The organism is Citrobacter sp. KTE151 (genome assembly GCF_000398845.1).
GTDB lineage: Bacteria > Pseudomonadota > Gammaproteobacteria > Enterobacterales > Enterobacteriaceae > Citrobacter > Citrobacter braakii.
In genome coordinates this window covers 234,675-259,297 of record NZ_KB976066.1, presented here as the reverse complement: position 1 = coordinate 259,297, position 24,623 = coordinate 234,675, and the positions used below count along the sequence as shown (strand labels likewise).

Sequence of the window (24,623 nt, the reverse complement as noted above, 5' to 3'; positions counted from 1 at the left end):
CATTAACTCATTTTACGCATGTGGATGCAACTACTATTTTCTTTTTTGTGGATAACCCCCTTAAGGGAACGGCCCTTTTACAGGACCGTTCATAAGTAAAATTGAAAAATAGTTCAATCCATCAGTTGCTTACTTAATCTTGGGTCTGCCTGAATCAGGCGCATTAACTTCAATTCGGTATTGGAAGGCTTTACGCGTTTAGACTCCCATTCATGAATCGTCGCGACCGTCACGCCCATCACCCGGGCAAAATCATCTGTTTTTAAACCTGTCCCTCGTCGTAGCTGTTCAAATTCGGTGAAAGGGTTGGTTTTTTGCGTCAGAGTAACCGTCTGCGATACATCTTTAAAAACAATCTGCTCCAGACTGCTCAGCAGTTCAAACATAGGATCTTTGTATTCCATTGAGAACTCCTACAAATCACACAGCGGGATCGTGAATTTCATCGAAGCTCATTAAGAGTAGTCGGAAAAAATGAAGCCGGATTTTAGGTTTGTGTGATGGATTCGTTTCAGCGGATCGTAGTCGACAATCTTTTGCAGGCTAACGAACTGATAAAGGTCGGGATCTGCGAACGATCGATCCCGATTGTAAAGATGACTAAAATATGACGTCGTGTGGTAAATGGCGCATTGTTTAGCAAAACGATGGGTGGCGGGAGCGGTTATTTTCCCCCACAAGATTACGCGGAAAGGGTATCTTGCGGGGCTGACCTGGACTATCCTTGTCAACGTCAGGCACGCGGGTGTCGTTGTGCGCATTTTTGGGTGAAAGGAGTATTAAAATGGCGACAGGTAAGTCCTGCTCTCGCTGGTTTGCGCCTGTTTTGGCGCTCTTAATGGTAGTTGGCCTGAGTGGGTGTTTTGATAAAGAAGGCGATCAACGCAAAGCGTTTATCGATTTTCTGCAGAATACTGCAATGCGTAGCGGAGAGCGTTTACCAACGCTGACCGCCGATCAGAAAAAACAGTTTGGCCCGTTTGTGTCCGATTACGCGATTCTGTATGGCTATTCGCAGCAGGTTAATCAGGCAATGGACTCCGGTCTGCGCCCGGTGGTTGATAGCGTAAATGCGATTCGTGTTCCTCAGGATTATGTGACTCAGCGTGAACCGCTGCGTCAGGCAAATGGTGCGTTGGGCGTATTAGGGCAACAGTTGCAGAATGCGAAACTGCAGGCAGATGCTGCGCATGGCGCGCTGAAGCAGGGCGAGGATCTGAAGCCGGTCTTTGACCAGGTCTACAATAAAGTCGTCACTGTACCTTCAGAGGCGCTACAGCCGCTGATCCCTGCCGCGCAAATCTTCACGCAGCAGTTAGTGCAGGTCGGTGATTTTGTGGCACAGCAGGATACGCAGGTGAGCTTTGTCGCTAACGGTATCCAGTTCCCAACTTCACAGCAGGCAAGTCAGTACAACACGCTGATTGGCCCGTTGGCCTCTCAGCATCAGGCATTTAATCAGGCCTGGACTGCTGCGGTGAATGCCGCTCAGTAATGAAGGCGCTGTAATACATAAAAGGCCGGGTAAGCGTAAGCGCTACCCGGCCTTTTGTTTATGGCGCGACCTGCGGATTCACGCAATTCTTCTCAACGCGTCCTTGCAGCGCATCGATTAAGTTATCCACCGCACAGGCCGCCATGTTATAGCGCGTTTCATGCGTAGCTGAACCTATGTGCGGCACGGCTACCACGTTTGGCAACGCCAATAACGGTGAGTCTGCTGGTAATGGCTCCTGCTCAAACACATCCAGGCCTGCGGCATGAATTTCCCCGCTTTGCAGGGCGGCAATCAGCGCTTTTTCATCGACCACTGGCCCACGCCCGGCGTTAATGAAAATGGCGGAGGACTTCATTTTGGCAAACTGTTCGGTACTAAACAGATGATGCGTTTCGGCGGTTAACGGCAGGATCAGGCAGACAAAATCGGACTCCTGCAACAGCGTATCGAGGTCGCAGTAACGCGCGTTGAAGCGTTCTTCCGCCTCCTGGTGATGACGGCGCGCGTTATAAAGAATCGGCATGCTAAAACCAAAATGCGCGCGTTGCGCCAGCGCCAGACCAATACGGCCCATGCCGACAATCCCCAGCGTTTTGTGGTGTACATCCGTACCAAACCAGTCCGGCCCGATACTTTTGGTCCATTCGCCAATTTTCACCCGTTCAGCAACTTCTACTACGCGGCGAGCTGTGCTTAACACCAGCGCCATTACCGTATCGGCGACAGTTTCCGTCAGCACGGTTGGCGTGTGCATCAACAGCACCTTGCGCGCGTTGAGGGCATCGACGTCGAAGTTGTCATAGCCTACGGAAATCGTGGATGTCGCACGTAGCCTGGGCATTCTCTCCAGTAGGGCGGTATTGACGGCTTCACTAGAACCCAGCAGACCTTCCGCGTTGGCAAAAGCCTCGGCGTGCTGTGCGACCGTTTCCGGGCGCAGGTTAGGCACATGAGTCACAGTAAAATGCTCTTCCAGGCGATGCAGTAAATCGTCAGGTAACGCTTTATAGAGAATAATGGACGGCTTCATGCGAATCTCCGTAAGTTAAAATTTAAGCGTGGCGTGCGCCAATAGGTAATTGCTGATTATTAGCAGGCTTAACAATTAAAGTTAGCCATACTGAGACAAAAAGCGCTACCCCCATAAAAATGTACGAGGCGGATGGGCTGCCGGTTGCGCCATTGAGGTAGCCGACAAACCATGAACCAAAGAATGAGCCTAGCGCGCCCATGCTGTTAATCAGCGCCATTGCACCCCCGGCGACGTTGCGCGGCAGCATTTCCGGGATGATGGCGAAGAAGGGGCCATATGGGGCGTACATTGCCGCACCCGCAATAACTAACAGCGTGTAAGAAATCCAGAAGTGGTCTGCACCCACGGCCCAGGAGCCGATAAAAGCGAAAGCGGCTATCAATAACAGCGGCCAGACAAACAGTTTACGGTTTTGCAGCTTATCGGAGGCCCAGGAGACGAGGATCATCGCCGCCGTCGCCGCCAGATAAGGTACAGATGACAGCCAGCCAACCTCTACCATGCCCAGATTTGCGCCGCCGTTGCGGATAATCGACGGTAGCCACAGGACAAAACCATAGACGCCAATACTCCAGGCGAAATACTGCATGCACAGCAGGATGACGTTACGTGAACGGAAGGCCTCGCTATAGTTACGCACGGCTTTGATGCCTTGCTGCTCTTTTTCCAGTTGCGCCTGAAGGGCGGCTTTTTCAGATTCTGACAGCCAGCCGACCTGAGACGGTTTGTCTTTTACCAATACCCACCAGCAGAACGCCCAGATGATGGCCGGGAAGCCCTCGATGATAAACATTTCCCGCCAGCCCAGCGCCTGAATCAGATAACCGGAAACCACAGACATCCACAGGACGGTAACCGGGTTACCGAGGATCAGGAAAGTGTTAGCGCGCGAGCGCTCGGATTTCGTAAACCAGTTGCTGATATAAATCAGCATTGCGGGCATCACCGCGGCTTCAACGACGCCAAGAATAAAGCGGATGGCGGCAAGCATTGGAATATTGCTGACCATACCGGTTAACGACGCGCATGCGCCCCAAAGGATCAGACAGACAAAAATCAGTTTTCGTACGCTGCGCCGTTCTGCGTAAATTGCGCCTGGGATCTGAAAGAAGAAATAGCCGAGGAAAAACAGAGCGCCCAGCAGGGAAGAGATCCCTTTGGTAATGCCGAGGTCCTCGTTGATACCGGCGGCGGAGGCGAAGCTGAAGTTCGCACGGTCAAGGTACGCCAGGCTATACGTGATAAACACGATTGGCATAATGTACCACCAGCGTTTTGCTGCATTAGTTGAGCTATTCATAGACTGCCCTCTGGTTATGCTGATACGCCGCCTCTGTATGTAGGGTACAGAGACAGAGTTGGCCGGGAGTTTATTCCCCTAATTGTTCACGTGTGGGTAATCCTTCGCTGTCGCCCTGAACCTGAATGGCCAGTGCGCCGATTTTATTGCCGCGGGTCACCGCCTGATGCAGCGAACGGCCTTCCAGAAGGGCGCTGATAACACCCACGGCAAAGCCATCGCCTGCGCCGACCGTATCGACCACGTTGTCGACTTTTACCGGTGCAACGCAACCTTGTTCACCGCTGGCTGTTTTGTACCAGGCACCATCAGCCCCGGTTTTGATGATCACAGCCTTCACCCCGTGGCGCAGATAAAAGTCGGCGATGGCTTCAGGCGTCTGTTGGCCGGTTAAAATCATCCCCTCTTTTAATCCAGGTAAAACCCAGTCAGCCTGGAATGCCAGCCGGTTCAGTTTTTCCACCATTTCGGCTTCGCTTTTCCACAGCACCGGACGCAAATTTGGGTCGAACGAGATGGTCTTCCCTTGGGCTTTCAGCGTGCGGGCGGTGTGCGCCAGTAGTTCATAGGAGCTGGCAGAAAGCGCAGCCGCCACGCCGCTCAGGTGCAAGTGGCGCGCGCTGGCGAAATAGTCCTCGTGATAATCCTCAACGCTGAGGTGGCTGGCGGCCGAACCTTTGCGGAAATACTCCACAATGGGATCGGTTCCATTTTCGACCTTGGATTTAAGCTGAAAGCCGGTAGCGTAACGCCCGTCCTGGGTAACTCCCTGCGCATCTATCCCTTCTTTTTCCAGCGACTTAATGATAAAACGACCAAAACTGTCGTTGCCTACGCGGCTCACCCAGCCGACCTTCAGGCCCAGACGAGCAAGACCGGTCGCCACGTTGAGTTCAGCGCCTGCAACGCGCTTGATAAACTGCTCTACATCCGTCAGTTCGCCGGTTTGCGTGGCGACAAACATCGCCATCGCTTCACCAATAGTGACCGCATCCAGTGAATTTTTCATGTGTTACTCCTCGCGTAACAGCTCGACGTAGTGGCGGGTAACCGCCGTCAAATCCTGCCCTTCCAGGGGGAACTCAATACCGCGCGGAACATCGTTGGGCAGCGTTTTTAACAGCGCCAGCCAGCGTGAATCTGCTTCATCAGGCGGTACGGCACGGTAGCTATCGCGATGCGTAACTGCGGCTTTGACATGGATATATCCGACGGTTGGCGCCAGGTTCTGCGCGGCCTGTTCCGGGGAGTCGCCAACCCACAGCCAGTTGCCCATATCGAAAGTCAGAGATATCGGCAGGTTTTGCGTCTGACAGGCTTCATTAAAGCGTTGCATCGGCTGCAGGCGTCCGCAGGCGGTCTGATCGTTTTCCACAACCAGCTCCATACCGCTGTTGTCCAGCCATTCACGTAAATCGTCGAACTGTTCGGTATGGGAAAAATGACCGAGAGAGACTTTTAACCACAGCGCCTGTAGGGCCTGCGCTTCTTCGAGGAGCTGAGGAAGTCGGGGATTCAGGTTCCCATCCTCAAGGAATAACGGTTCAGGCGCTGAATAACAGGCCAGCAGGCCGAAGAGTTCGATTGCAGAGGCCATTGTGGACAGCGTTTTCAGCTCGGCGTCGGTTAATAACTCGCGGCGGATTTCGACGCCGTCAGCACCGGCTTCGGCAATGATGGGCAACATTGCCGTTTGCCCGCCTGCGGCCCGCACCTGGTCGTAGCCGTAGGCGGCGGTAACCACCATAATTTTTCTTTTCATGGAAACTCCAGACTAGCATTCTTGTTATAACGCTAGATGGAACCGGTTCCAAAGAAAAGCTCATGATGTCGAATTTATGATCACCATCACGAAGGAAATTTAACGGGCGGTTGAGCCGCGCACGATCAGCTCGCCGGAGAATACCTGTTCCTGAATGGCAGCAGAGCCGCCATCAATTCGGCGTACAACCTGCTCAACGGCGGTGTAGCCAATCTGCCATGTGGGTTGTTTCAACGTGGTGATACCGACGCCCGCCAGCTCCGCCCATTCCAGTTCGTCAAAACCGAGCAGGCCGATATCGCTGCCCCAGTTAAGGCCAATGCGCTTCAGGGCGCGGGCAACCTGCAGCGTGAGAGCGCCGTTGGCAGAGATAACGGCTTTGCGCATCCCCCGATGCTGCTGGTGAAACTGGCGCAGCGTGTCATCCAGTTGCGTATTGTCCGTTAGCGGGACTTCGGCATTTTGCGCGATAACGCCGGGGTACTGTGCGAGCGTGGCGCGAAAAGCGCTCAGGCGTTCGCGGCGGGTATTCACCATGCCCAGCGGTTCGCTGAGGAACAGGATGGCTTCAAAGCCTTGCTCGACCAGATGTTCAGTGGCAACCGTTGCCGCCTGGGTGTTATCCAGCCCGACCATATCACAGGCGAAATCGGGGATTTTACGGTCAATCAGTACCATCGGTAGCGCAGACTGTTGCAGGCGGTTCAGCCCCTCTTCGCGCATTCCAACGGCGTTGACCACAATCCCTTCGACCTGGTAGCTGCGCAGCAGGTCGAGATAATGCAGCTCCTGATCCACTTCGTTGTTGGTGTTACACACCAGCGGGGTAAAGCCCTTATCGCGACAGGCGGCTTCAATCCCGCTTAACACGTTGACGGAGTAGGGATTAGTAATATCGGCGATGATCAGACCAATCAGACGGGTACGACCGTGTTTCAGGCCTCTTGCCATCAGGCTGGGACGGTAGTCGAGATCGGCAATGGCTTGTTCAATGCGGGCCAGTAGCGCGTCGGAAAGCAGGTGCTTTTCACCGTTGAGGTAGCGTGAAATGCTGGTCTTGCCGGTTTTTGCGGCTTTCGCCACATCGCTGATGGTTGCCCGTGTTGATTTGCTCATCGCTGATTTCCCTAAATTTGGTGACAACACCTTAACGCGAAAATCAACGATGGCAAGTGCTTCATGCCGGATAAGATGCTGCCATTATCCGGCACAAAACGTTACTGGAGCGGGCTTAAAGTGATCTCTACGCGGCGGTTTTGTGCTTTACCTTCCGCCGTGCTGTTACTGGCGATCGGGTTTGCCGGGCCCATACCCTGAGTGTGGATACGGTTAGCGGCGACGCCTTGAGTGATTAAGGCGCTGGCCACGGAGTCCGCGCGCTGCTGCGACAGGCGCATATTCAGATCCTGACTGCCGGTGCTGTCGGTGAAGCCGAGCACGTTGACGGCGGTTTTATTGTACTCTTTCAGTACCATTGCCACGCCGGTCAGGGTGTTGGCACCCGCAGGTTTCAGGTTGCTGCTGTTGCTGTCGAAGGTGACGTTATTTGGCATATTCAGGATGATGTTATCGCCACTGCGCGTCACGCTGACGCCCGTTCCCTGCATTTTGTCGCGCAGTTTTGCTTCCTGCACGTCCATGTAATAGCCGACACCGCCGCCAACGGCCGCGCCAGCCGCCGCACCAATCAGCGCGCCTTTGCCGCGATCTTTCTTCGAAGAAGAGAGTGCGCCAATACCCGCGCCGACCAGAGAGCCAATACCCGCGCCAATGCCGGATTTACCCGCTTCGCGTTCGCCGGTGTAAGGGTTTGTTGTGCAGCCAGAAACCGCCAGGGCGCCGCTCACGATGGCAGCAATAACAAAAACACGTTTCTTCATCTTAATTCCTTAATGACTTTTTCTTCTTTGCCACAGCGACCGTGGCGGTTGATTATGACGTGTGAACATGAAGAAAATTCCAGGGAAGACTCTGAAATTTGTAAGTAACATTGAACGGCATAATAAATAAGCCGTCACATCGCATTCAGGAGCGCCATCTTGGCTAATTCACCCGCACATTACTCGGTGCTAACCGCTGCCCACTGGGGACCTATTCTCGTCGAAACCGATGGCGAGACGGTTTTCTCCTCTCGCGGCGCGCTGCCCACCGCCCATCCCAACTCTTTGCAAACCGTGGTGCGCGACCAGGTACACAGTAAAACGCGGGTACGTTTTCCCATGGTGCGTAAAGGCTTTCTCGCCTCGCCGGAGGATCCGCAGGGGGTGCGCGGGCAGGATGAATTTGTTCGTGTCAGTTGGGACGACGCGCTGAATCTTATCCATACGCAGCATAAACGCATCCGTGACAGCTACGGCCCGGCCTCGATTTTTGCCGGTTCCTACGGCTGGCGTTCCAACGGCGTGTTACACAAAGCAGCGACCCTGCTACAGCGTTATATGGCGCTGGCGGGTGGTTATACCGGGCATCTGGGGGATTACTCGACGGGTGCTGCGCAGGCCATCATGCCGTACGTGGTGGGCGGTAACGAAGTTTACCAGCAGCAGACCAGTTGGCCGGTGGTGCTGGAGAACAGCGAAGTGGTGGTGTTATGGAGCGCCAATCCGCTGAATACCCTGAAAATTGCCTGGAACGCCTCCGACGAGCAGGGCCTCGCTTACTTTGAGGCACTGCGTGGCAGCGGGAAGCGGTTGATCTGTATCGATCCGATGCGATCGGAAAGCGTCGATTTCTTTGGCGAGAAGATGGAATGGATCGCTCCGCATATGGGGACCGACGTGGCGCTGATGCTGGGTATCGCGCATACGCTGGTGGAAAACGGCTGGCACGACGCGGACTTTCTCGCTCGGTGTACGACCGGATATGACCGTTTTGCTGACTATCTGCTGGGCAAATCTGACGATGTTGCAAAAACGGCAGAATGGGCCACTGAAATTTGTGGTGTTCCGGCGGCGAAAATACGTGAACTTGCGGCGATATTTCACCAAAAAACCACCATGCTGATGGCGGGATGGGGTATGCAACGCCAGCAGTATGGTGAGCAGAAACACTGGATGATTGTCACGCTGGCCGCCATGCTCGGGCAAATCGGGACGCCTGGCGGCGGCTTTGGGCTGTCGTATCATTTTGCCAACGGCGGCAACCCAACGCGCCGTGCTGCGGTGCTGGCTTCAATGCAGGGCAGCGTTAAAAACGGCACCGACGCGGTGGATAAAATCCCGGTGGCGCGAATTGTTGAAGCGCTGGAGAATCCGGGTGGTTTTTATCAGCACAACGGTATGGACCGCCATTTCCCGGACATCCGTATGCTGTGGTGGGCGGGCGGCGCTAACTTCACCCATCATCAGGACACCAACCGTCTGATTCGCGCCTGGCAAAAACCGGAGCTGGTGGTTATCTCAGAGTGTTTCTGGACAGCCGCAGCGAAGCATGCCGATATCGTGCTGCCGGCGACGACGTCCTTTGAGCGTAATGATTTGACCATGACCGGCGATTACAGCAACCAGCATCTGGTGCCGATGAAGCAGGTTGTATCGCCGCAGGATGAAGCGCGAAATGATTTTGATGTCTTTGCCGAGCTGAGTGAACGCTGGGAGAAGGGCGGGTATGAGCGATTTACCGAAGGCAAAAGCGAGCTGGAATGGCTGGAGACTTTTTACAACATTGCCGGGCAGTGTGGGGCTAGCCAGCAGGTGACGTTGCCGCCATTCACCGAGTTTTGGCAGCGGAATGCGCTGATCGAAATGCCGGAAAACACCGCCAGCGCGGAGTTTATCCGTTTCGCGGATTTTCGCCGCAACCCACAGGCGCATCCGCTGAAAACGGACAGCGGTAAAATTGAAATCTACTCCGCGAGGATTGCCGGTTACGGTTACGCGGACTGTGCGGGGCATCCGATGTGGCTGGAGCCGGATGAGTGGTTCGGTAACGCCGAGCCGGGCCAGTTACAGCTGCTTTCCGCCCATCCGGCGCACCGTTTGCACAGTCAGCTAAATTACAGCGCGTTGCGCGAACAATATGCGGTAGCGGATCGTGAGCCCGTCACGATTCATCCGCAGGATGCCAAAGCGCGCGGTATTGCGGATGGCGACACGGTCAGGGTGTGGAACCAGCGTGGGCACGTTCTGGCGGGAGCGGTCGTGACGACGGGAATTAAACCCGGTGTCATCTGTATTCATGAGGGCGCCTGGCCTGATTTGGATCTCGCCGCCAACGGTATTTGTAAAAATGGCGCCGTCAACGTGCTGACCAAAGATCTCCCCAGCTCGAAGCTGGGGAATGGCTGTGCGGGCAACACTGCGCTGGCGTGGCTCGAAAAATACAGCGGACCAACGTTGGCGCTTACGGCGTTTGATCCGCCTGCCAGCCCATAATCCACGTGGGATGGTGAGTCTCTTCCTGCCATGCGCCATCTTCAATGCGAAAACCCAGCGCGTGGTAGAAGTTCACCGCTGATTGATTCTTCTGGTAGACCTCGAGGCTGAGTAACGAAAAGCGCTGCTGCACATGCTGCACCAGCGCTTTGCCGATCCCGCTTCTGATGGCGGCAGGTGCCACGAACAGCGCGCCGAGAAAGCGGTCGTCAATGACGCTGGCAAAGCCTTTGAGCACCCCTTCTTCTTCCCATACCCAAGTTTGTGCGGCTGGCAGGTAAACATCCCGCACGATGGATTCACTTTCGCGCCAGTAGCTTTCTTCGATAAACGGATGGGCATGGATCGTGCTTTCCATCCACAGCGCCAGAATTGACGGTAGATCGTCAGCCTTTGATTCACGAATCATGTTGTTCTCCCGGGTAACAGATACAGGTGGTGACATGGTCGTTGACCAGGCCGCATGCCTGCATAAAGGAGTAACAAATGGTGGTGCCGACAAACTTAAATCCGCGTTTTTTTAACGCTTTAGACAGTGCATCTGACGCCGGTGTAGAGGTGGGGATATCGCTCAGGTTGGCGGCGCGGGTCAGTTGCGGTTGGTTATCAACAAACGACCAGACGAACTCGCTAAACGATTCTCCGTTTTGCGCCATGGTCAGAAAGGCGCGAGCGTTGCCGATAATGGCCTGAATTTTTCCTCGATGGCGAATAATGCCGGCATCCAGTACCAGTCTTTCCACATCTTCTTCGGTCATGGCCGCCACTTTTTCCGGGTCAAAATGGTGGAAGGCGTGGCGATAATTTTCCCGTTTCTTAAGCACAGTGATCCACGATAAACCGGCCTGTTGGCCTTCCAGACAGATCATTTCGAACAGCTTGTTGCCATCTGTTTCGGGGACGCCCCATTCCTTGTCGTGGTAGGCAATGTAAAGTGGGTCCTGACTGACCCATCCGCAACGCTGCATATTCTTCCTCGCTGTTTTTACTGGCGTAAAAATTTCATTCGGCCCGCCTTGACGCGCCAGCTAAAAAGACAATATTTAATACAGGGCCTGATGGGCCCGATATCCTTCACACAATGACAATAATATCGCCGAATTCGGCTCTTTTCTGGAGTCGCGTTGATGATTATAAGAAACAGTAGTGGTCGCCAAAGGTTAACTCTGGCGAGCGTCGTAGTTTGTGCGCTGTTCATCAATACAGCATATGGCTGGCAACAAGAATATATCGTTGATGCGATGTCAGGGCATACGGCTGAACGTTATACATGGGACAGCGATCACCAACCACGTTATAACGACATTCTGGAAGAACGTATTCGCTCCACTCAAAACGTGGCGGGTCCCGTGGTGAATCTGGCGGATGAAACGCCTATGGATGCGACCAGCGGCATGAGTATGGGCTGGAACTTTCCGCTTTCAAGGCAGGTGATGACCGGTCCGGTGGCCGCGCTGCATTATGACGGTTCGACCACGTCTACTTACAACGAATTTGGCGATAGCGTGACGTCGGTAACGCAGAATGATCCGCTGTGGCATGCCAGCGTCAGCACGTTAGGTTGGCGAGTCAATTCTCAGTTCGGTGATGTGCGACCGTGGGCGCAAATCAGCTATAACCAGCAGTTTGGCGAGAATATCTGGAAAGCGCAGTCGGGCCTCAGTCGCATGACGGCGGCGGGTCAAGACGGTAACTGGCTGGATGTTACCGTTGGCGCAGATATGCTGTTGAACCGGCACATGGCGGCTTACGCGGCGCTTTCGCAGGCGGAGAATAGCACCAATAACAGCGACTATATGTACACCATGGGAGTGAGTGCCAAATTTTAACGCAAAAAATCATCAGCTAAACATCTCTGTTACATATTGAGATCAACAATCACACGCCCCTCAGCGATAGCGTGTACTAACTCTTACGATAAAATTCAGTAACCCGACTTTTTGTCTCGTCATTCATTCCGCATTCCAGGCATTTCATTCCGTCCTGGCGGCATTTCATGCCGTTTTCTCCTGGCCATAAAAGCGCTTCGGTATGGTTGTTGGCAGAGAATTTCCCATTTTGCTTATGCAGGAAGACTGCCATGAAAACTTCTGATTATCAGCGCACACGCTGGCTAACACTGATCGGCACGATTATTACCCAATTTGCTTTAGGTTCTGTTTATACCTGGAGCCTGTTTAATGGCGCGCTCTCTTCTAAGCTCGATGCGCCGGTCAGTCAGGTGGCATTTTCTTTTGGCTTGCTGAGCCTCGGGCTGGCGATTTCCTCTTCCGTTGCTGGCAAGCTGCAGGAACGTTTTGGCGTGAAACGCGTCACCATGGCCTCCGGTATTTTACTCGGCGTCGGTTTCTTCTTAACCGCCCATTCCAACAGCCTGATTATGCTGTGGCTGAGCGCCGGTGTGCTGGTTGGTCTGGCGGACGGCGCAGGTTACCTGTTAACGCTTTCCAACTGCGTAAAATGGTTCCCTGAGCGTAAAGGGCTGATTTCCGCCTTTGCCATCGGTTCTTATGGCCTTGGCAGCCTCGGTTTTAAATTTATCGACAGTCAACTGCTGAGCACCGTGGGCCTGGAAAAAACCTTCATGATTTGGGGTGCGATCGTACTGGTGATGATCGTCTTTGGCTCCACGCTGATGAAAGATGCGCCGAATCAGGAAGTGAAAGCGAAGAATGGCGTGGTTGAGAACGACTACACCCTGGCGCAGTCCATGCGCAAACCGCAGTACTGGATGCTGGCAGTCATGTTCCTGACAGCGTGTATGAGCGGTCTGTACGTCATTGGCGTGGCGAAAGATATCGCACAAAGCCTGGCGCATATGGATGTGGCGACGGCGGCGAATGCGGTTACCGTCATTTCTATTGCGAACCTGTCGGGTCGTCTGGTGCTGGGGATTCTGTCCGATAAAATCTCCCGTATTCGCGTTATCACCATTGGTCAGGTCGTTTCGCTGGTCGGTATGGCTGCACTGTTGTTCGCGCCGCTGAATGACGTAACCTTCTTTATGGCAATTGCCTGTGTCGCATTTAACTTTGGCGGCACCATCACCGTATTCCCGTCACTGGTCAGCGAGTTCTTCGGTCTGAATAACCTGGCTAAAAACTACGGTGTTATTTACCTGGGCTTCGGTATCGGTAGCATTTGCGGTTCCATTATCGCCTCGCTGTTTGGCGGGTTCTATGTGACCTTCTGCGTTATCTTTGCGCTGTTAATCATTTCGCTGGCGCTTTCTACCACTATTCGTCAGCCACAACGTAGCGTCTATACCGAGGCGCACGCCTAAATCTATTAGTAGTATGATTAATACCTGGCGCATATATTTACAAAAATTTATGCGCCATTTTCATTCTCTATAAGCACTTTTGCTCCCTCCTGTGGTCTACTTACCCGCGCCCGTAGACATTTCACCTCTGCTGTTGTCGCATTTTTCCTCTGTCAGGTCTGATTGATCGCTGCTCAGGGTTTTTTATCCCGATTTCCAGGGTTTGTTTGCATGAGATACATTAAGTCGATGACGCAGCAGAAACTCAGTTTCTTGCTGGCAATCTATATCGGTTTGTTTATGAACTGTGCTGTATTTTTCCGTCGCTTTAGCGGATATGCGCACGATTTTACCGTCTGGAAAGGACTCTCCGCGGTTGTTGAATTGGCCGGCACTGTGCTGGTGACCTTCTTTTTACTACGACTTCTCTCTTTGTTTGGCCGCCGCGCCTGGCGTGTCCTGGCAACCTGTGTGGTGCTGTGTTCTGCCGGCGCCAGTTATTATATGACCTTCCTGAACGTGGTAATTGGTTACGGTATTATCGCCTCCGTAATGACCACGGATATTGATTTATCGAAAGAAGTCGTCGGCTGGCATTTCATCGTGTGGCTGGTGTCGGTCAGTATTATTCCCTTGGTGCTGATTTGGAGTAACCGCTGCCGCTACACGTTGATGAGACAAATTCGTACGCCGGGCATGAGGTGGCGTAGCGTAGCGGTAGTTTTACTGGCCGGCCTGATGGTATGGGTGCCGATTCGCCTGCTGAGCATGCAACAGAGAAGCGTAGAGCGAGAAACAGGTATCGATTTACCCAGCTATGGCGGGGTTGTGGCGAACTCTTATTTGCCGTCAAACTGGCTCTCTGCGCTGGGTTTGTACGCCTGGGCACAGGTGGATGAATCCTCAGACAACAAATCGCTGATGAACCCGGCGAAGAAATTTACCTATGTTGAGCCCAAGAACCTCGACGACACCTATGTGGTCTTTATTATCGGCGAAACCACCCGCTGGGACCATATGGGGATTTTTGGATATGAGCGAAATACCACGCCAAGGCTCGCCCAGGAGAAAAACCTGGCCGCGTTCCGTGGATATTCCTGTGACACGGCGACCAAGCTTTCGCTGCGCTGTATGTTTGTGCGTGAAGGTGGGGCGGAAGAAAACCCGCAGCGTACCCTGAAAGAACAAAACGTCTTTTCCGTGCTCGGTCAGTTAGGGTTCAAGACAGACCTCTACGCGATGCAAAGCGAGATGTGGTTCTACAGCAATACTATGGCGGAGAACATCGCTTACCGAGAGCAGATTGGCGCAGAGCCGCGTAACCGTGGCAAGAACGTTGACGATATGCTGTTGATTACCGAAATGCAGCAGTCTCTGCAACCGACTGACGATGATGGCAAACGTCTGATTATTCTGCATACCAAAGGTTCGCATTTTAACTACACGCAGCGCTACACCCGCGACTATGCGCAGTGGAAGCCGGAGTGTGTCAATGTGGATAGCGGTTGCTCGAAAGCCGAGATGATTAACTCTTTTGATAACTCGGTAACCTATGTTGATCACTTTATTACCAAAGTGTTTGATCAACTGCGGGATAAGAAAGCGATAGTGTTCTACGCCGCCGATCACGGTGAGTCGATTAACGAGCGTGAGCACCTGCACGGTACGCCGCGTAAAATGGCTCCGCCAGAGCAGTTCCGCGTTCCTATGCTGGTGTGGATGTCAGATAAATATCTGGAAGACCCAGACCATGCGAAGGCGTTTGCACACCTGAAGCAAGAAGCTGATATGAAGGTGCCGCGTCGTCATGTGGAACTGTACGACACTATTTTGGGTTGCCTCGGTTATACCTCGCCAAATGGCGGTATTAACGAGAATAACAACTGGTGCCGTATCCCGGACGCGAAGAAGGTTACGGCTCAGTAATTGGGCTGCTGACTTTCTCGCCGATCAAATGGCATTTTGATACTAAGGGATTGACGGGGGCGCGGCTGAGCAGTAAGATGCGCCCCGCATTCGGTGATTGGCGCAGCCTGGTAGCGCACTTCGTTCGGGACGAAGGGGTCGGAGGTTCGAATCCTCTATCACCGACCAAATTCAAAACCCTGCTCAACGAGCAGGGTTTTTTGCATTTGAAACCCACGAGGATGAGAACCTCCGGGGGAAGAGGTTCGACTCGAGCGCAGCGAGAGAACGTTGCGTTAGCAACGGCCCGTAGGGCGAGCCACGTCAGTGGCGAGTAATCCTCTATCACCGACCAAATTCAAAACCCTGCTCAACGAGCAGGGTTTTTTGCATTAGTGGCGAGTAATCCTCTCTCCGACCAAAATTGACCTTCCTTTTATCTGCAAAAATTGTGCACCACTTCCCACTGACTGTTAACGATTCTGTGACATATTCCATTGCCTTTTTTTATATTTGCTTGAAACTTTTTTTGCGCTACTTATGGCTGAACCTGGCATTTTCCGCTGTGCGCTTTAGCGTTCATGGCATTAATCGCTCAGATATGCAGCATTAATTTAGAAAGTTTTAATAATTTGCATAAATGTTAATCACCAAATGTTGCGAAATATGAAGATGTTTATTCTGGCATAGTGCGCGTAGCACAAATTTCCCTGCTGAAAATGTCCTTCTGCACTTTTTTTAATCTTTGTTTGCGAATTCTCACCGTTGGTGTAAATCACGGTTACCTGTATTGACGTTTTCACATTCTGTTGACAGATTGTAGGGCATGAGGGGCATTTCATGGAGAATCCGCACTGCAACTCAGTCGCTTATGTGAACGGAATCCCTATCCTCTTAACGCCGACCCGGCCGGGTAAAAAACAAAAAAGGCCAGGCGGTGCAAACCCACTGCAAAGGGTAAAACAACAAACATCACATTTGGAGCAGAAGAATGAGTATTTCCTTGAAGAAGTCAGGGATGCTGAAGCTTGGTCTGAGCCTGGTGGCTATGACCTGCGCCGCAAGCGTACAGGCTAAAACTCTGGTTTATTGTTCAGAAGGATCTCCTGAAGGCTTTAACCCACAGCTTTTCACCTCTGGCACAACCTATGATGCCAGCTCCGTACCGATCTATAACCGCCTGGTCGAGTTCAAAACCGGTACAACTGAAGTGATCCCGGGCCTTGCTGAGAAGTGGGAAATCAGCGAAGACGGTAAAACCTATACCTTCCACCTGCGCCAGGGCGTGAAGTGGCAGGACAACAAAGATTTCAAACCGACGCGCGATTTAAACGCCGATGACGTGGTGTTCTCTTTCGATCGTCAGAAAAATGCCCAGAACCCTTACCACAAAGTCTCTGGCGGTAGCTATGAATACTTCGAAGGGATGGGTCTGCCAGATCTGATCTCCGAAGTGAAAAAAGTGGACGATAAAACCGTTCAGTTCGTGCTGACTCGCCCGGAAGCGCCTTTCCTGGCTGACCTGGCGATGGACTTCGCTTCTATTCTTTCCAAAGAATATGCAGACAACATGCTGAAAGCCGGTTCCCCGGAGAAAGTGGATCTGAACCCAATTGGGACCGGTCCGTTCCAGCTGCAGCAGTACCAGAAAGACTCCCGTATTCTGTATAAAGCATTCGAAGGTTACTGGGGCACCAAGCCACAGATTGACCGTCTGGTCTTCTCCATTACACCTGACGCTTCCGTGCGTTACGCCAAACTGCAGAAGAACGAGTGCCAGGTGATGCCGTACCCGAACCCGGCAGATATCGCGCGCATGAAGCAGGATAAAAACATTAACCTGATGGAGCAGGCCGGTCTGAACGTTGGCTACCTCTCTTTCAACACCGAGAAAAAACCGTTTGATGACGTGAAAGTCCGTCAGGCGCTGACCTACGCGGTGAACAAAGAAGCCATCATTAAAGCGGTATATCAGGGCGCTGGCGTTGCCGCGAAAAACCTGATCCCACCGACCATGTGGGGCTATAACGACGACGTTAAAGACTACACCTACGATCCTGAAAAGGCTAAAGCGCTGCTGAAGGAAGCGGGTCAGGATAAAGGCTTCACCGTTGAGCTGTGGGCCATGCCGGTACAGCGTCCTTACAACCCGAACGCCCGCCGTATGGCGGAAATGGTTCAGGCTGACTGGGCGAAAATCGGCGTTCAGGCCAAGATTGTGACCTACGAGTGGGGCGAATATCTGAAACGCGCCAAAGCGGGTGAGCATCAGGCGGTGATGATGGGTTGGACCGGTGACAACGGGGATCCGGACAACTTCTTCGCCACCCTGTTCAGCTGTGCGGCAGCGAAAGACGGTTCCAACTACTCTCGCTGGTGCTACAAGCCGTTTGAAGATCTGATCCAGCCGGCGCGTGCGACCGACGATCACAACAAACGTATTGAACTGTACAAGCAAGCTCAGGTTGTTATGCACGATCAGGCCCCGGCTTTGATTGTTGCTCACTCCACCGTGTATGAACCAGTACGTAAAGAAGTGAAAGGCTATGTGGTTGATCCATTAGGCAAACATCACTTCGAAAACGTCTCTGTCGAATAATTAAAAGCAAGCCAGGCAGCGCTACGGACCGTTAAGTCGGGTCACCGTAGCGCCACCTGACAGTAATGCTTTATCTCCCTCTCGCTGGAGGGGGAGATAAGATTTGTGAGCAATACAGATTCACGGTTCCAGGCCGTGCGTCATTAGAGAGAATCCGGGTTATGTTGCAGTTCATTCTCCGACGTTTGGGACTCGTCATCCCCACGTTTATCGGTATCACTCTTCTCACCTTTGCTTTCGTTCATATGATCCCCGGCGATCCGGTAATGATCATGGCGGGTGAGCGTGGAATTTCCCCTGAGCGTCATGCTCAACTGTTGGCTGAACTCGGTCTGGATAAACCGATGTGGCAGCAGTACCTCCATTACATCTGGGGGGTTATGCATGGTGATTTAGGTATCTCGCTGAAAAGCCGATTACCGGTGTGGGAAGAGTTCGTTCCTCGCTTTAAAGCAACGCTGGAACTTGGCGTCTGCGCGATGATTTTCGCCGTTGCGGTGGGTATTCCGGTGGGTGTACTTGCCGCCGTTAAGCGCGGCTCCATTTTCGATCACACTGCCGTTGGCCTGGCGCTGACCGGTTACTCCATGCCGATTTTCTGGTGGGGCATGATGCTGATCATGCTGGTTTCCGTGCAGTGGAACCTGACGCCGGTTTCCGGTCGGGTGAGCGACATGGTGTTCCTTGATGATTCCAATCCCCTGACCGGTTTTATGCTGATTGACACCGCCATTTGGGGTGAAGAGGGCAACTTTATCGATGCGCTGGCGCATATGATCCTGCCGGCAATGGTGCTTGGCACCATTCCTCTGGCGGTAATTGTGCGTATGACTCGTTCATCAATGCTGGAAGTACTGGGTGAAGATTACATTCGTACCGCACGCGCCAAAGGCCTGACCCGTATGCGCGTCATCATCATTCACGCTCTGCGTAACGCGATGCTTCCCGTTGTGACCGTTATCGGCCTGCAGGTCGGTACGTTATTGGCTGGGGCGATCCTGACCGAGACTATTTTCTCGTGGCCGGGACTGGGACGCTGGTTGATCGATGCGCTACAACGCCGTGATTATCCAGTGGTACAGGGCGGGGTGCTGCTGGTCGCGACGATGATTATCCTCGTCAACCTGCTGGTAGACCTGCTGTACGGCGTGGTGAACCCGCGTATTCGGCATAGGAAGTAAGGGGCCATCATGTCACAGGTTACTGAAAATAAAGTTATTGCTGCACCGGTGCCCATGACCCCGCTGCAGGAGTTCTGGCACTATTTTAAACGCAACAAAGGTGCGGTTGTTGGGCTGGTGTACGTTGTCGTGATGATCCTGATTGCGGTCTTTGCCAACGTCCTCGCGCCGTACAACCCGGCAGAGCAGTTCCGCGATACGCTGCTGGCTCCTCCTGCGTGGCAGGAAGGCGGTACCATGGCGCATCTGTTTGGTACTGATGATGTGGGCCGCGATGTGCTGTCCCGCCTGATGTACGGTGCGCGTCTGTCTCTGTTGGTCGGCTGTCTGGTGGTGGTGCTCTCCCTGCTGATGGGCGTGATTCTCGGGCTGATTGCCGGTTACTTTGGCGGGATTGTCGATAACGTCATCATGCGTGTGGTCGACATCATGCTGGCACTGCCGAGCCTGTTACTGGCGCTGGTGCTGGTGGCGGTATTTGGGCCCTCGATTGGCAACGCCGCGCTGGCGCTGACGTTCGTGGCATTGCCGCACTATGTGCGTCTGACGCGCGCCGCCGTCCTGGTGGAGGTTAACCGCGACTACGTTACCGCATCCCGCGTGGCCGGAGCCGGTGCGATGCGCCAGATGTTCGTCAATATTCTTCCTAACTGTCTTGCGCCGCTGATTGTTCAGGCGTCGCTTGGCTTCTCTAACGCCATTCTCGATATGGCTGCCCTCGGCTTCCTGGGGATGGGCGCACAGCCGCCTACGCCGGAATGGGGCACCATGCTCTCTGACGTGTTGCAATTTGCCCAAAGCGCCTGGTGGGTCGTGACCTTCCCGGGGCTGGCAATCCTGCTGACGGTGCTGGCATTTAACCTGATGGGTGACGGTCTGCGTGACGCGCTCGATCCCAAACTGAAGCAGTAAGAGGTTCGAGATGGCGTTATTAAATGTAGATAAATTATCGGTGCACTTCGGCGATGTGGGGTCCGAATTCCGTGCCGTAGACCGCATTAGTTACAGCGTGAACCAGGGTGAAGTGGTTGGCATTGTAGGGGAATCCGGCTCTGGTAAGTCCGTCAGCTCGCTGGCGATCATGGGACTGATTGACTACCCAGGTCGCGTTATGGCCGAAAATCTGGAGTTTAATGGTCGTGACCTGAAGCGCATCTCTGAGAAAGAGCGTCGCCAGTTAGTGGGCGCGGAAGTGGCGATGATCTTCCAGGACCCGATGACCAGCCTTAACCCGTGCTACACCGTCGGCTACCAGATTATGGAAGCCATTAAGGTGCACCAGGGCGGCAACAAAAAAACGCGTATTCAGCGGGCGATTGACCTGCTGACGCTGGTGGGGATCCCCGATCCGGCCTCGCGTCTGGATGTCTATCCGCACCAGTTGTCTGGTGGGATGAGCCAGCGCGTGATGATCGCGATGGCGATTGCCTGTCGTCCAAAGCTGTTGATTGCCGATGAACCGACAACGGCGCTGGATGTGACCATTCAGGCGCAGATCATCGAGCTACTGCTGGAATTGCAGCAAAAAGAGAACATGGCGCTGGTCCTAATCACGCACGACCTGGCGCTGGTGGCCGAAGCGGCGCACAAGATCATTGTGATGTACGCCGGGCAGGTAGTGGAAGCCGGGGCCGCGCAGGATATTTTTCGCGCGCCGCGTCATCCGTATACCCAGGCGTTGCTGCGCGCGTTGCCGGAGTTCGCTCAGGATAAAGCGCGTCTGGCTTCGTTACCGGGCGTGGTGCCAGGTAAATATGACCGCCCGACCGGCTGTTTACTGAACCCGCGCTGCCCCTATGCGACTGACAAATGCCGCGCTGAAGAACCTGAACTGAACCTGCTGGAAGGCGGTCGTCAGTCGAAATGCCACTACCCACTTGATGATGCCGGGAGGCCTGGGCTATGAGTACGCAAAAGGCCGCTTTGCCACAGCCGCTGTTGCAGGCAATTGACCTGAAAAAACACTACCCGGTGAAGAAGGGGATGTTCGCCCCGGAACGCCTGGTGAAAGCGCTGGACGGCGTCTCCTTTACCCTGGAACGCGGCAAAACGCTGGCGGTGGTAGGCGAGTCGGGCTGTGGGAAATCCACCCTTGGTCGCCTGCTGACGATGATTGAAGTCCCGACCGGCGGCGAGCTGTATTACCAGGGGCAGGATCTGCTTAAGCACGACCCGCAGGCGCAGAAGCTGCGCCGGCAGAAAATCCAGATTGTGTTCCAGAACCCTTACGGTTCCCTGAACCCGCGCAAGAAAGTAGGGCAGATTCTGGAAGAGCCGCTGCTGATCAACTCCACGCTAAGCAAAGAGGAGCGTCGTGAAAAAGCGCTGGCGATGATGGCGAAAGTGGGGCTGAAAACCGAGCACTACGACCGCTATCCGCATATGTTCTCCGGCGGTCAGCGTCAGCGTATTGCCATCGCTCGCGGGCTGATGCTTGATCCAGACGTGGTGATTGCCGACGAACCGGTCTCGGCGCTGGACGTTTCTGTTCGTGCGCAGGTGCTGAACCTGATGATGGACTTGCAGCAGGAACTGGGGCTGTCATACGTCTTTATCTCGCATGACCTGTCGGTGGTAGAGCACATTGCCGATGAGGTGATGGTGATGTATTTAGGCCGTTGCGTGGAAAAAGGAACGAAGGATCAGATCTTCAATAATCCGCGTCATCCGTATACGCAGGCGCTGCTCTCCGCGACGCCACGCCTGAACCCGGACGATCGCCGCGAGCGTATCAAGCTGACCGGTGAGCTGCCAAGCCCGCTGAATCCACCGCCGGGCTGTGCGTTCAATGCCCGCTGCCGTCGGCGTTTTGGTCCGTGTACCCAGCTTCAGCCGCAGTTGAAGGATTACGGTGGACAACTCGTGGCCTGTTTCGCTGTTGACCAGGATGAAAATCCACAGCAATAAACGTGGGTTATGACCTGATAACCGGAGCCTTGTGCTCCGGTTTTTTTATATTTTGTTTTTACGTCCACAATGTGAGTCCTCTGGCAGAACATTATTCCACAGCGTCTAAAATGTAGTCAGATTTCCTCTCGTCACAGAAATATCTATTTCGCAGTTGCTAACTGTCAGGAGCAAATGTGGTCACGATACGCTGGGATATTAAAACAATTGATCGTCTGTCGATGGTTGAGGATGTCCTGAAGGAATTTTCCTGCTGCGATATCAATATCATCTCTATGAAAGTCACGCCTGGACGGATCCTGATTAAATCCTGGTGCCGCCAGTTACAGGATATTTCCTGCGTGCAATCCTGTTTAGGCCGGCGCGCCGATATTATTAACGTCGCTTACCTGTGTGAAGAGATAAGCGAACTGTCAACGCCTGAGCCGGAACGCCCGCGCTATTTCTCTGACATTATTTGTAGCAGCCAGAGCATGCACTCGCTTATCGAAAAGGCGATAAAAATTGCCGACAGCAAATATACCGTTTTGATCCGCGGCGATACGGGTACTGGCAAAGAACTTCTGGCCCGGGCTATCCATAATTCCGGGCAGCGACGTTTTTATCCGTTTATTCCGGTCAACTGCTCTGCGCTACCTGAGTCGTTGATGGAGAGTGAATTCTTTGGCTATGAGAAAGGAGCTTTTAGCGGTGCAGATTGTAAAGGCAAAAAAGGGCTGTTTGAAATGGCCGATAAAGGCACCCTTTTTCTCGATGAATTTGGTGAAATGTCGCTGAGCTTACAGGCTAAATTACTGCGCGTACTTCAGGATGGCGGGATCCGTCGCGTTGGCGGGGCGCAAATTATTCCGGTCAATGTGCGCATTATTGTGGCAACCAACGCCAATCTGGAAGAGATGGTGGAACAACGTCTGCTGCGCGCCGATCTCTATTACCGCATCAATGTACTTTCACTGACCATTCCGCCCCTGCGGGAGCGCCCGCAGGATATCAGCCTATTGATTCGCCACTTTGTGCAGAAATACGCGAAGGAATTCCAACGACGGATCATTCTGGATAAAGCCTGCTTTGATGCCCTGCATCATCACACCTGGCCGGGAAACGTTCGCGAACTGGAAAATACCATCATTCGCCTGATGCTGATGGCGGAATCCGATGTCATTACGCGGGAAGAATTAGGGATGGTGAATTTGCCTGCCGTTGAGCTGACGCCGACAGAGCGTCCTTTTAAAGAACAGGTTTTGTGTGCTGAACGCCAGCTTATTGAACAGATGGTGGAAGAGAATGTGTCGTCGCGGCATATCGCTAAAGCGCTGGGGGTGTCACATACCACGGTACTGAATAAAATTCGCAGCTATCAACTGGAGAGTGTGAGTTAAGCGCCGTCAGTCACTGACGGCGCTGTAAACGGATTATTCAATCAGCTTCAATAATGGCGACAGGCACAGCAGGATCCCGTACAACAGGATTAGCCAGGTTTTCAGCCCGCGTAGTTTTTCCAGTTGCGTTACTTTATAGATCAGGAAAAACGGAATAATACAGGACACAATCCCGTAAAGTGGGCTACCCAACTGGAAGAACACCAGTACCGATACACGAAATGACACCCAGATCACCAGGGTGATAACAATAAAGGTGCAAATACCCAGCGTAAGCACCAGGGGATTAATTTTCTCCACATCAATAATACGGCTCAGAACATTAAGAATAATACCCTTAATCGCCTCGTGGAATCCCAGATAAATACCAAAGAATGCGGTTAATACGGCGAAGATATTTAGCACCGTTGAGGTGATATGAATAATTTGCCCAGGAATGACTTGCGCTGCCAGCGCCAGTGCGGAAATATTTTGTTCGAAGGCCGAAACGGCCTCTTCATGACTAATAGAAAAGGTAAAAGAGAATGAGAAAAACAGAATGACCGCAATCAGCGTAATGTAACTGATGCGATGCGTGCGTATTGCCATGCGGGTTGCCAGAACCCGGTCCGCTACCCGCTTGCGGTAGGCGATGTTCATTGGGTTCAACACCTGAATAAACACCGCCGAGAAGAAGCAGAACGGGATGGTCAGCAGCACGTCGCGAAAGAAGACCGATGCTTCAGGGAATGCGCTGATATTAGCGAAGTTCCAGTGCGGAACCATCGCAAAACCAAACACGATGATGATCCCCACTTTGACTACCACCATCGGGCCGGAGATTTTAAACAGCAGCTTTTCTCCCCCGGAAGCAATGGCCACCAGCACGGCAAAAATGGCCACTTTATAGATTATCGATTGTGAAAGATCGGCATCGGTTAAGCCGAAGGTTTTGATATATGAGGCACTGTCAAAAACCACGGATAAGGAATAGATAAATATGCCGTGAATAATCATTAAAAAATAGATGACGCCAAGAAATACACCCCAGTTTTTTCCCAGGTAATGACTGATAATATCGGTATAGTCATTACAAGTTTCACTTTCTGATAATGTTTTTAAATAAATATCCTGCACAATATAGGTTGCTGGATAGGCAATAATAAAGGCGACGATAAATACCCAAATGCCTGTTAAGCCTATTTGTACCGGCATCAGTACCGTTCCAGCACCAATTGCCATACCGATACACAGTAATACCCAGCCAAAGTCGTATTTCGTAAACGGTATTTTCTTTGAGAATGGTACGGTGGTTGCTGTATTGTTGCTTAGTTGTAATGTGTCGTCCTGCATAGAACCCCCTGCCCAAAATACGCGCTCTCCCCGAAACAGGATTGCGCGTATTACCAGACTGTTGTGCCTTGATTCTCAACAACCTGAACCGA

22 protein-coding genes, 1 tRNA gene and 1 other RNA gene are annotated in these 24,623 nt (G+C 52.9%); 14 read left to right on the top strand and 10 right to left on the bottom strand.

All coding sequences use genetic code 11. The annotated features are described in order from the left end of the window. Nucleotides 1-113 precede the first annotated feature (113 nt). Entirely contained in the window at nucleotides 114-404 is a 291-nt protein-coding gene (locus WC7_RS03130) for an HTH-type transcriptional regulator (protein ID WP_016154916.1), read from the bottom strand. 380 nt (nucleotides 405-784) lie between these two features. Here WC7_RS03130 and WC7_RS03135 point away from each other — a divergent pair, with 380 nt between their 5' ends. After that, on the top strand, nucleotides 785-1,495 hold the full coding sequence (locus WC7_RS03135; protein ID WP_016154915.1) for a DUF3053 domain-containing protein: 711 nt from the start codon (nucleotides 785-787) through the stop codon (nucleotides 1,493-1,495). A 58-nt stretch (nucleotides 1,496-1,553) separates the two neighbouring features. Here WC7_RS03135 and ghrB read toward each other — a convergent pair whose 3' ends face one another. The 6 genes from ghrB to WC7_RS03165 all read right to left on the bottom strand — a co-directional run bounded on the left by ghrB (nucleotide 1,554) and on the right by WC7_RS03165 (nucleotide 7,473). Further along, the gene (gene ghrB, locus WC7_RS03140) at nucleotides 1,554-2,528 is read right to left on the bottom strand and encodes a glyoxylate/hydroxypyruvate reductase GhrB (RefSeq protein WP_016154914.1); all 975 of its coding nucleotides are present in this window, start codon (nucleotides 2,526-2,528) and stop codon (nucleotides 1,554-1,556) included. Nucleotides 2,529-2,550: 22 nt separating this feature from the next. Then, nucleotides 2,551-3,831 (bottom strand): MFS transporter, encoded by a 1,281-nt coding sequence (locus tag WC7_RS03145; protein WP_003827389.1) that lies wholly within the window; start codon nucleotides 3,829-3,831, stop codon nucleotides 2,551-2,553. Nucleotides 3,832-3,901: 70 nt separating this feature from the next. Next, on the bottom strand, nucleotides 3,902-4,840 hold the full coding sequence (locus tag WC7_RS03150) for a sugar kinase (protein ID WP_016154913.1): 939 nt from the start codon (nucleotides 4,838-4,840) through the stop codon (nucleotides 3,902-3,904). A 3-nt stretch (nucleotides 4,841-4,843) separates the two neighbouring features. Next, nucleotides 4,844-5,593 carry a sugar phosphate isomerase/epimerase family protein gene (locus tag WC7_RS03155; RefSeq protein ID WP_016154912.1) on the bottom strand — a complete coding sequence of 250 codons (750 nt, stop codon included), beginning with the start codon at nucleotides 5,591-5,593 and terminating at the stop codon, nucleotides 4,844-4,846. Between the two features lie 99 nt (nucleotides 5,594-5,692). Further along, complete coding sequence (locus WC7_RS03160; protein WP_005133828.1) at nucleotides 5,693-6,709, bottom strand: LacI family DNA-binding transcriptional regulator; 1,017 nt, start codon at nucleotides 6,707-6,709, stop codon at nucleotides 5,693-5,695. Between the two features lie 101 nt (nucleotides 6,710-6,810). Beyond that, nucleotides 6,811-7,473 carry an OmpA family lipoprotein gene (locus tag WC7_RS03165; protein WP_016154911.1) on the bottom strand — a complete coding sequence of 221 codons (663 nt, stop codon included), beginning with the start codon at nucleotides 7,471-7,473 and terminating at the stop codon, nucleotides 6,811-6,813. A 159-nt stretch (nucleotides 7,474-7,632) separates the two neighbouring features. Between WC7_RS03165 and WC7_RS03170 the strand changes: the two genes are divergently transcribed. After that, nucleotides 7,633-9,966 carry a molybdopterin guanine dinucleotide-containing S/N-oxide reductase gene (locus WC7_RS03170; protein WP_016154910.1) on the top strand — a complete coding sequence of 778 codons (2,334 nt, stop codon included), beginning with the start codon at nucleotides 7,633-7,635 and terminating at the stop codon, nucleotides 9,964-9,966. Here WC7_RS03170 and WC7_RS03175 read toward each other — a convergent pair. Both WC7_RS03175 and tag read right to left on the bottom strand, forming a co-directional pair. Continuing rightward, nucleotides 9,935-10,375 (bottom strand): N-acetyltransferase, encoded by a 441-nt coding sequence (locus WC7_RS03175; protein ID WP_016154909.1) that lies wholly within the window; start codon nucleotides 10,373-10,375, stop codon nucleotides 9,935-9,937. The two genes, WC7_RS03170 and WC7_RS03175, sit on opposite strands and share 32 nt — an antisense overlap. Continuing rightward, entirely contained in the window at nucleotides 10,365-10,934 is a 570-nt protein-coding gene (gene tag / locus WC7_RS03180) for a DNA-3-methyladenine glycosylase I (RefSeq protein ID WP_016154908.1), read from the bottom strand. The genes WC7_RS03175 and tag overlap by 11 nt, the downstream gene beginning before the upstream one ends. A 159-nt stretch (nucleotides 10,935-11,093) precedes the next feature. On the opposite strand from tag, the gene WC7_RS03185 reads away from it, so the two are divergent. From WC7_RS03185 to WC7_RS03230, 12 genes are all read left to right on the top strand, one after another. After that, nucleotides 11,094-11,795, top strand: a complete 702-nt coding sequence (locus tag WC7_RS03185) for an autotransporter outer membrane beta-barrel domain-containing protein (protein ID WP_016154907.1) — start codon at nucleotides 11,094-11,096, stop codon at nucleotides 11,793-11,795. 251 nt (nucleotides 11,796-12,046) lie between these two features. After that, the gene (locus tag WC7_RS03190) at nucleotides 12,047-13,249 is read left to right on the top strand and encodes an L-lactate MFS transporter (protein WP_016154906.1); all 1,203 of its coding nucleotides are present in this window, start codon (nucleotides 12,047-12,049) and stop codon (nucleotides 13,247-13,249) included. Between the two features lie 210 nt (nucleotides 13,250-13,459). Next, nucleotides 13,460-15,154 carry a kdo(2)-lipid A phosphoethanolamine 7''-transferase gene (gene eptB / locus WC7_RS03195; protein WP_016154905.1) on the top strand — a complete coding sequence of 565 codons (1,695 nt, stop codon included), beginning with the start codon at nucleotides 13,460-13,462 and terminating at the stop codon, nucleotides 15,152-15,154. A gap of 91 nt (nucleotides 15,155-15,245) precedes the next feature. Next, nucleotides 15,246-15,322 (top strand) — tRNA-Pro (locus WC7_RS03200). 33 nt (nucleotides 15,323-15,355) lie between these two features. Further along, nucleotides 15,356-15,488, top strand: a non-coding RNA gene (locus tag WC7_RS26115) — RtT sRNA. Nucleotides 15,489-15,973: 485 nt separating this feature from the next. After that, the gene (locus WC7_RS27020) at nucleotides 15,974-16,210 is read left to right on the top strand and encodes a hypothetical protein (protein ID WP_137398959.1); all 237 of its coding nucleotides are present in this window, start codon (nucleotides 15,974-15,976) and stop codon (nucleotides 16,208-16,210) included. Next, nucleotides 16,125-17,732, top strand: a complete 1,608-nt coding sequence (gene dppA, locus WC7_RS03205; RefSeq protein ID WP_016154904.1) for a dipeptide ABC transporter periplasmic-binding protein DppA — start codon at nucleotides 16,125-16,127, stop codon at nucleotides 17,730-17,732. The genes WC7_RS27020 and dppA overlap by 86 nt, the downstream gene beginning before the upstream one ends. A gap of 161 nt (nucleotides 17,733-17,893) precedes the next feature. Further along, nucleotides 17,894-18,913: a dipeptide ABC transporter permease DppB gene (gene dppB, locus WC7_RS03210; protein WP_016154903.1), complete on the top strand. Its 1,020-nt coding sequence runs from the start codon at nucleotides 17,894-17,896 to the stop codon at nucleotides 18,911-18,913. Nucleotides 18,914-18,922: 9 nt separating this feature from the next. Then, nucleotides 18,923-19,825, top strand: coding sequence for a dipeptide ABC transporter permease DppC (gene dppC, locus WC7_RS03215; RefSeq protein ID WP_016154902.1), 903 nt, complete (start codon nucleotides 18,923-18,925; stop codon nucleotides 19,823-19,825). A 10-nt stretch (nucleotides 19,826-19,835) separates the two neighbouring features. Beyond that, entirely contained in the window at nucleotides 19,836-20,819 is a 984-nt protein-coding gene (gene dppD / locus WC7_RS03220) for a dipeptide ABC transporter ATP-binding protein (RefSeq protein ID WP_016154901.1), read from the top strand. Continuing rightward, nucleotides 20,816-21,820, top strand: coding sequence for a dipeptide ABC transporter ATP-binding subunit DppF (gene dppF / locus WC7_RS03225; RefSeq protein ID WP_003827418.1), 1,005 nt, complete (start codon nucleotides 20,816-20,818; stop codon nucleotides 21,818-21,820). Before dppD ends, dppF begins: the two co-directional genes overlap by 4 nt. Before the next feature lie 176 nt (nucleotides 21,821-21,996). Beyond that, nucleotides 21,997-23,199 carry a sigma-54 interaction domain-containing protein gene (locus WC7_RS03230; RefSeq protein WP_016154900.1) on the top strand — a complete coding sequence of 401 codons (1,203 nt, stop codon included), beginning with the start codon at nucleotides 21,997-21,999 and terminating at the stop codon, nucleotides 23,197-23,199. Nucleotides 23,200-23,232: 33 nt separating this feature from the next. Here WC7_RS03230 and WC7_RS03235 read toward each other — a convergent pair whose 3' ends face one another. Continuing rightward, nucleotides 23,233-24,531: an SLC5/6 family protein gene (locus tag WC7_RS03235; RefSeq protein WP_016154899.1), complete on the bottom strand. Its 1,299-nt coding sequence runs from the start codon at nucleotides 24,529-24,531 to the stop codon at nucleotides 23,233-23,235. Nucleotides 24,532-24,623: the final 92 nt, after the last annotated feature.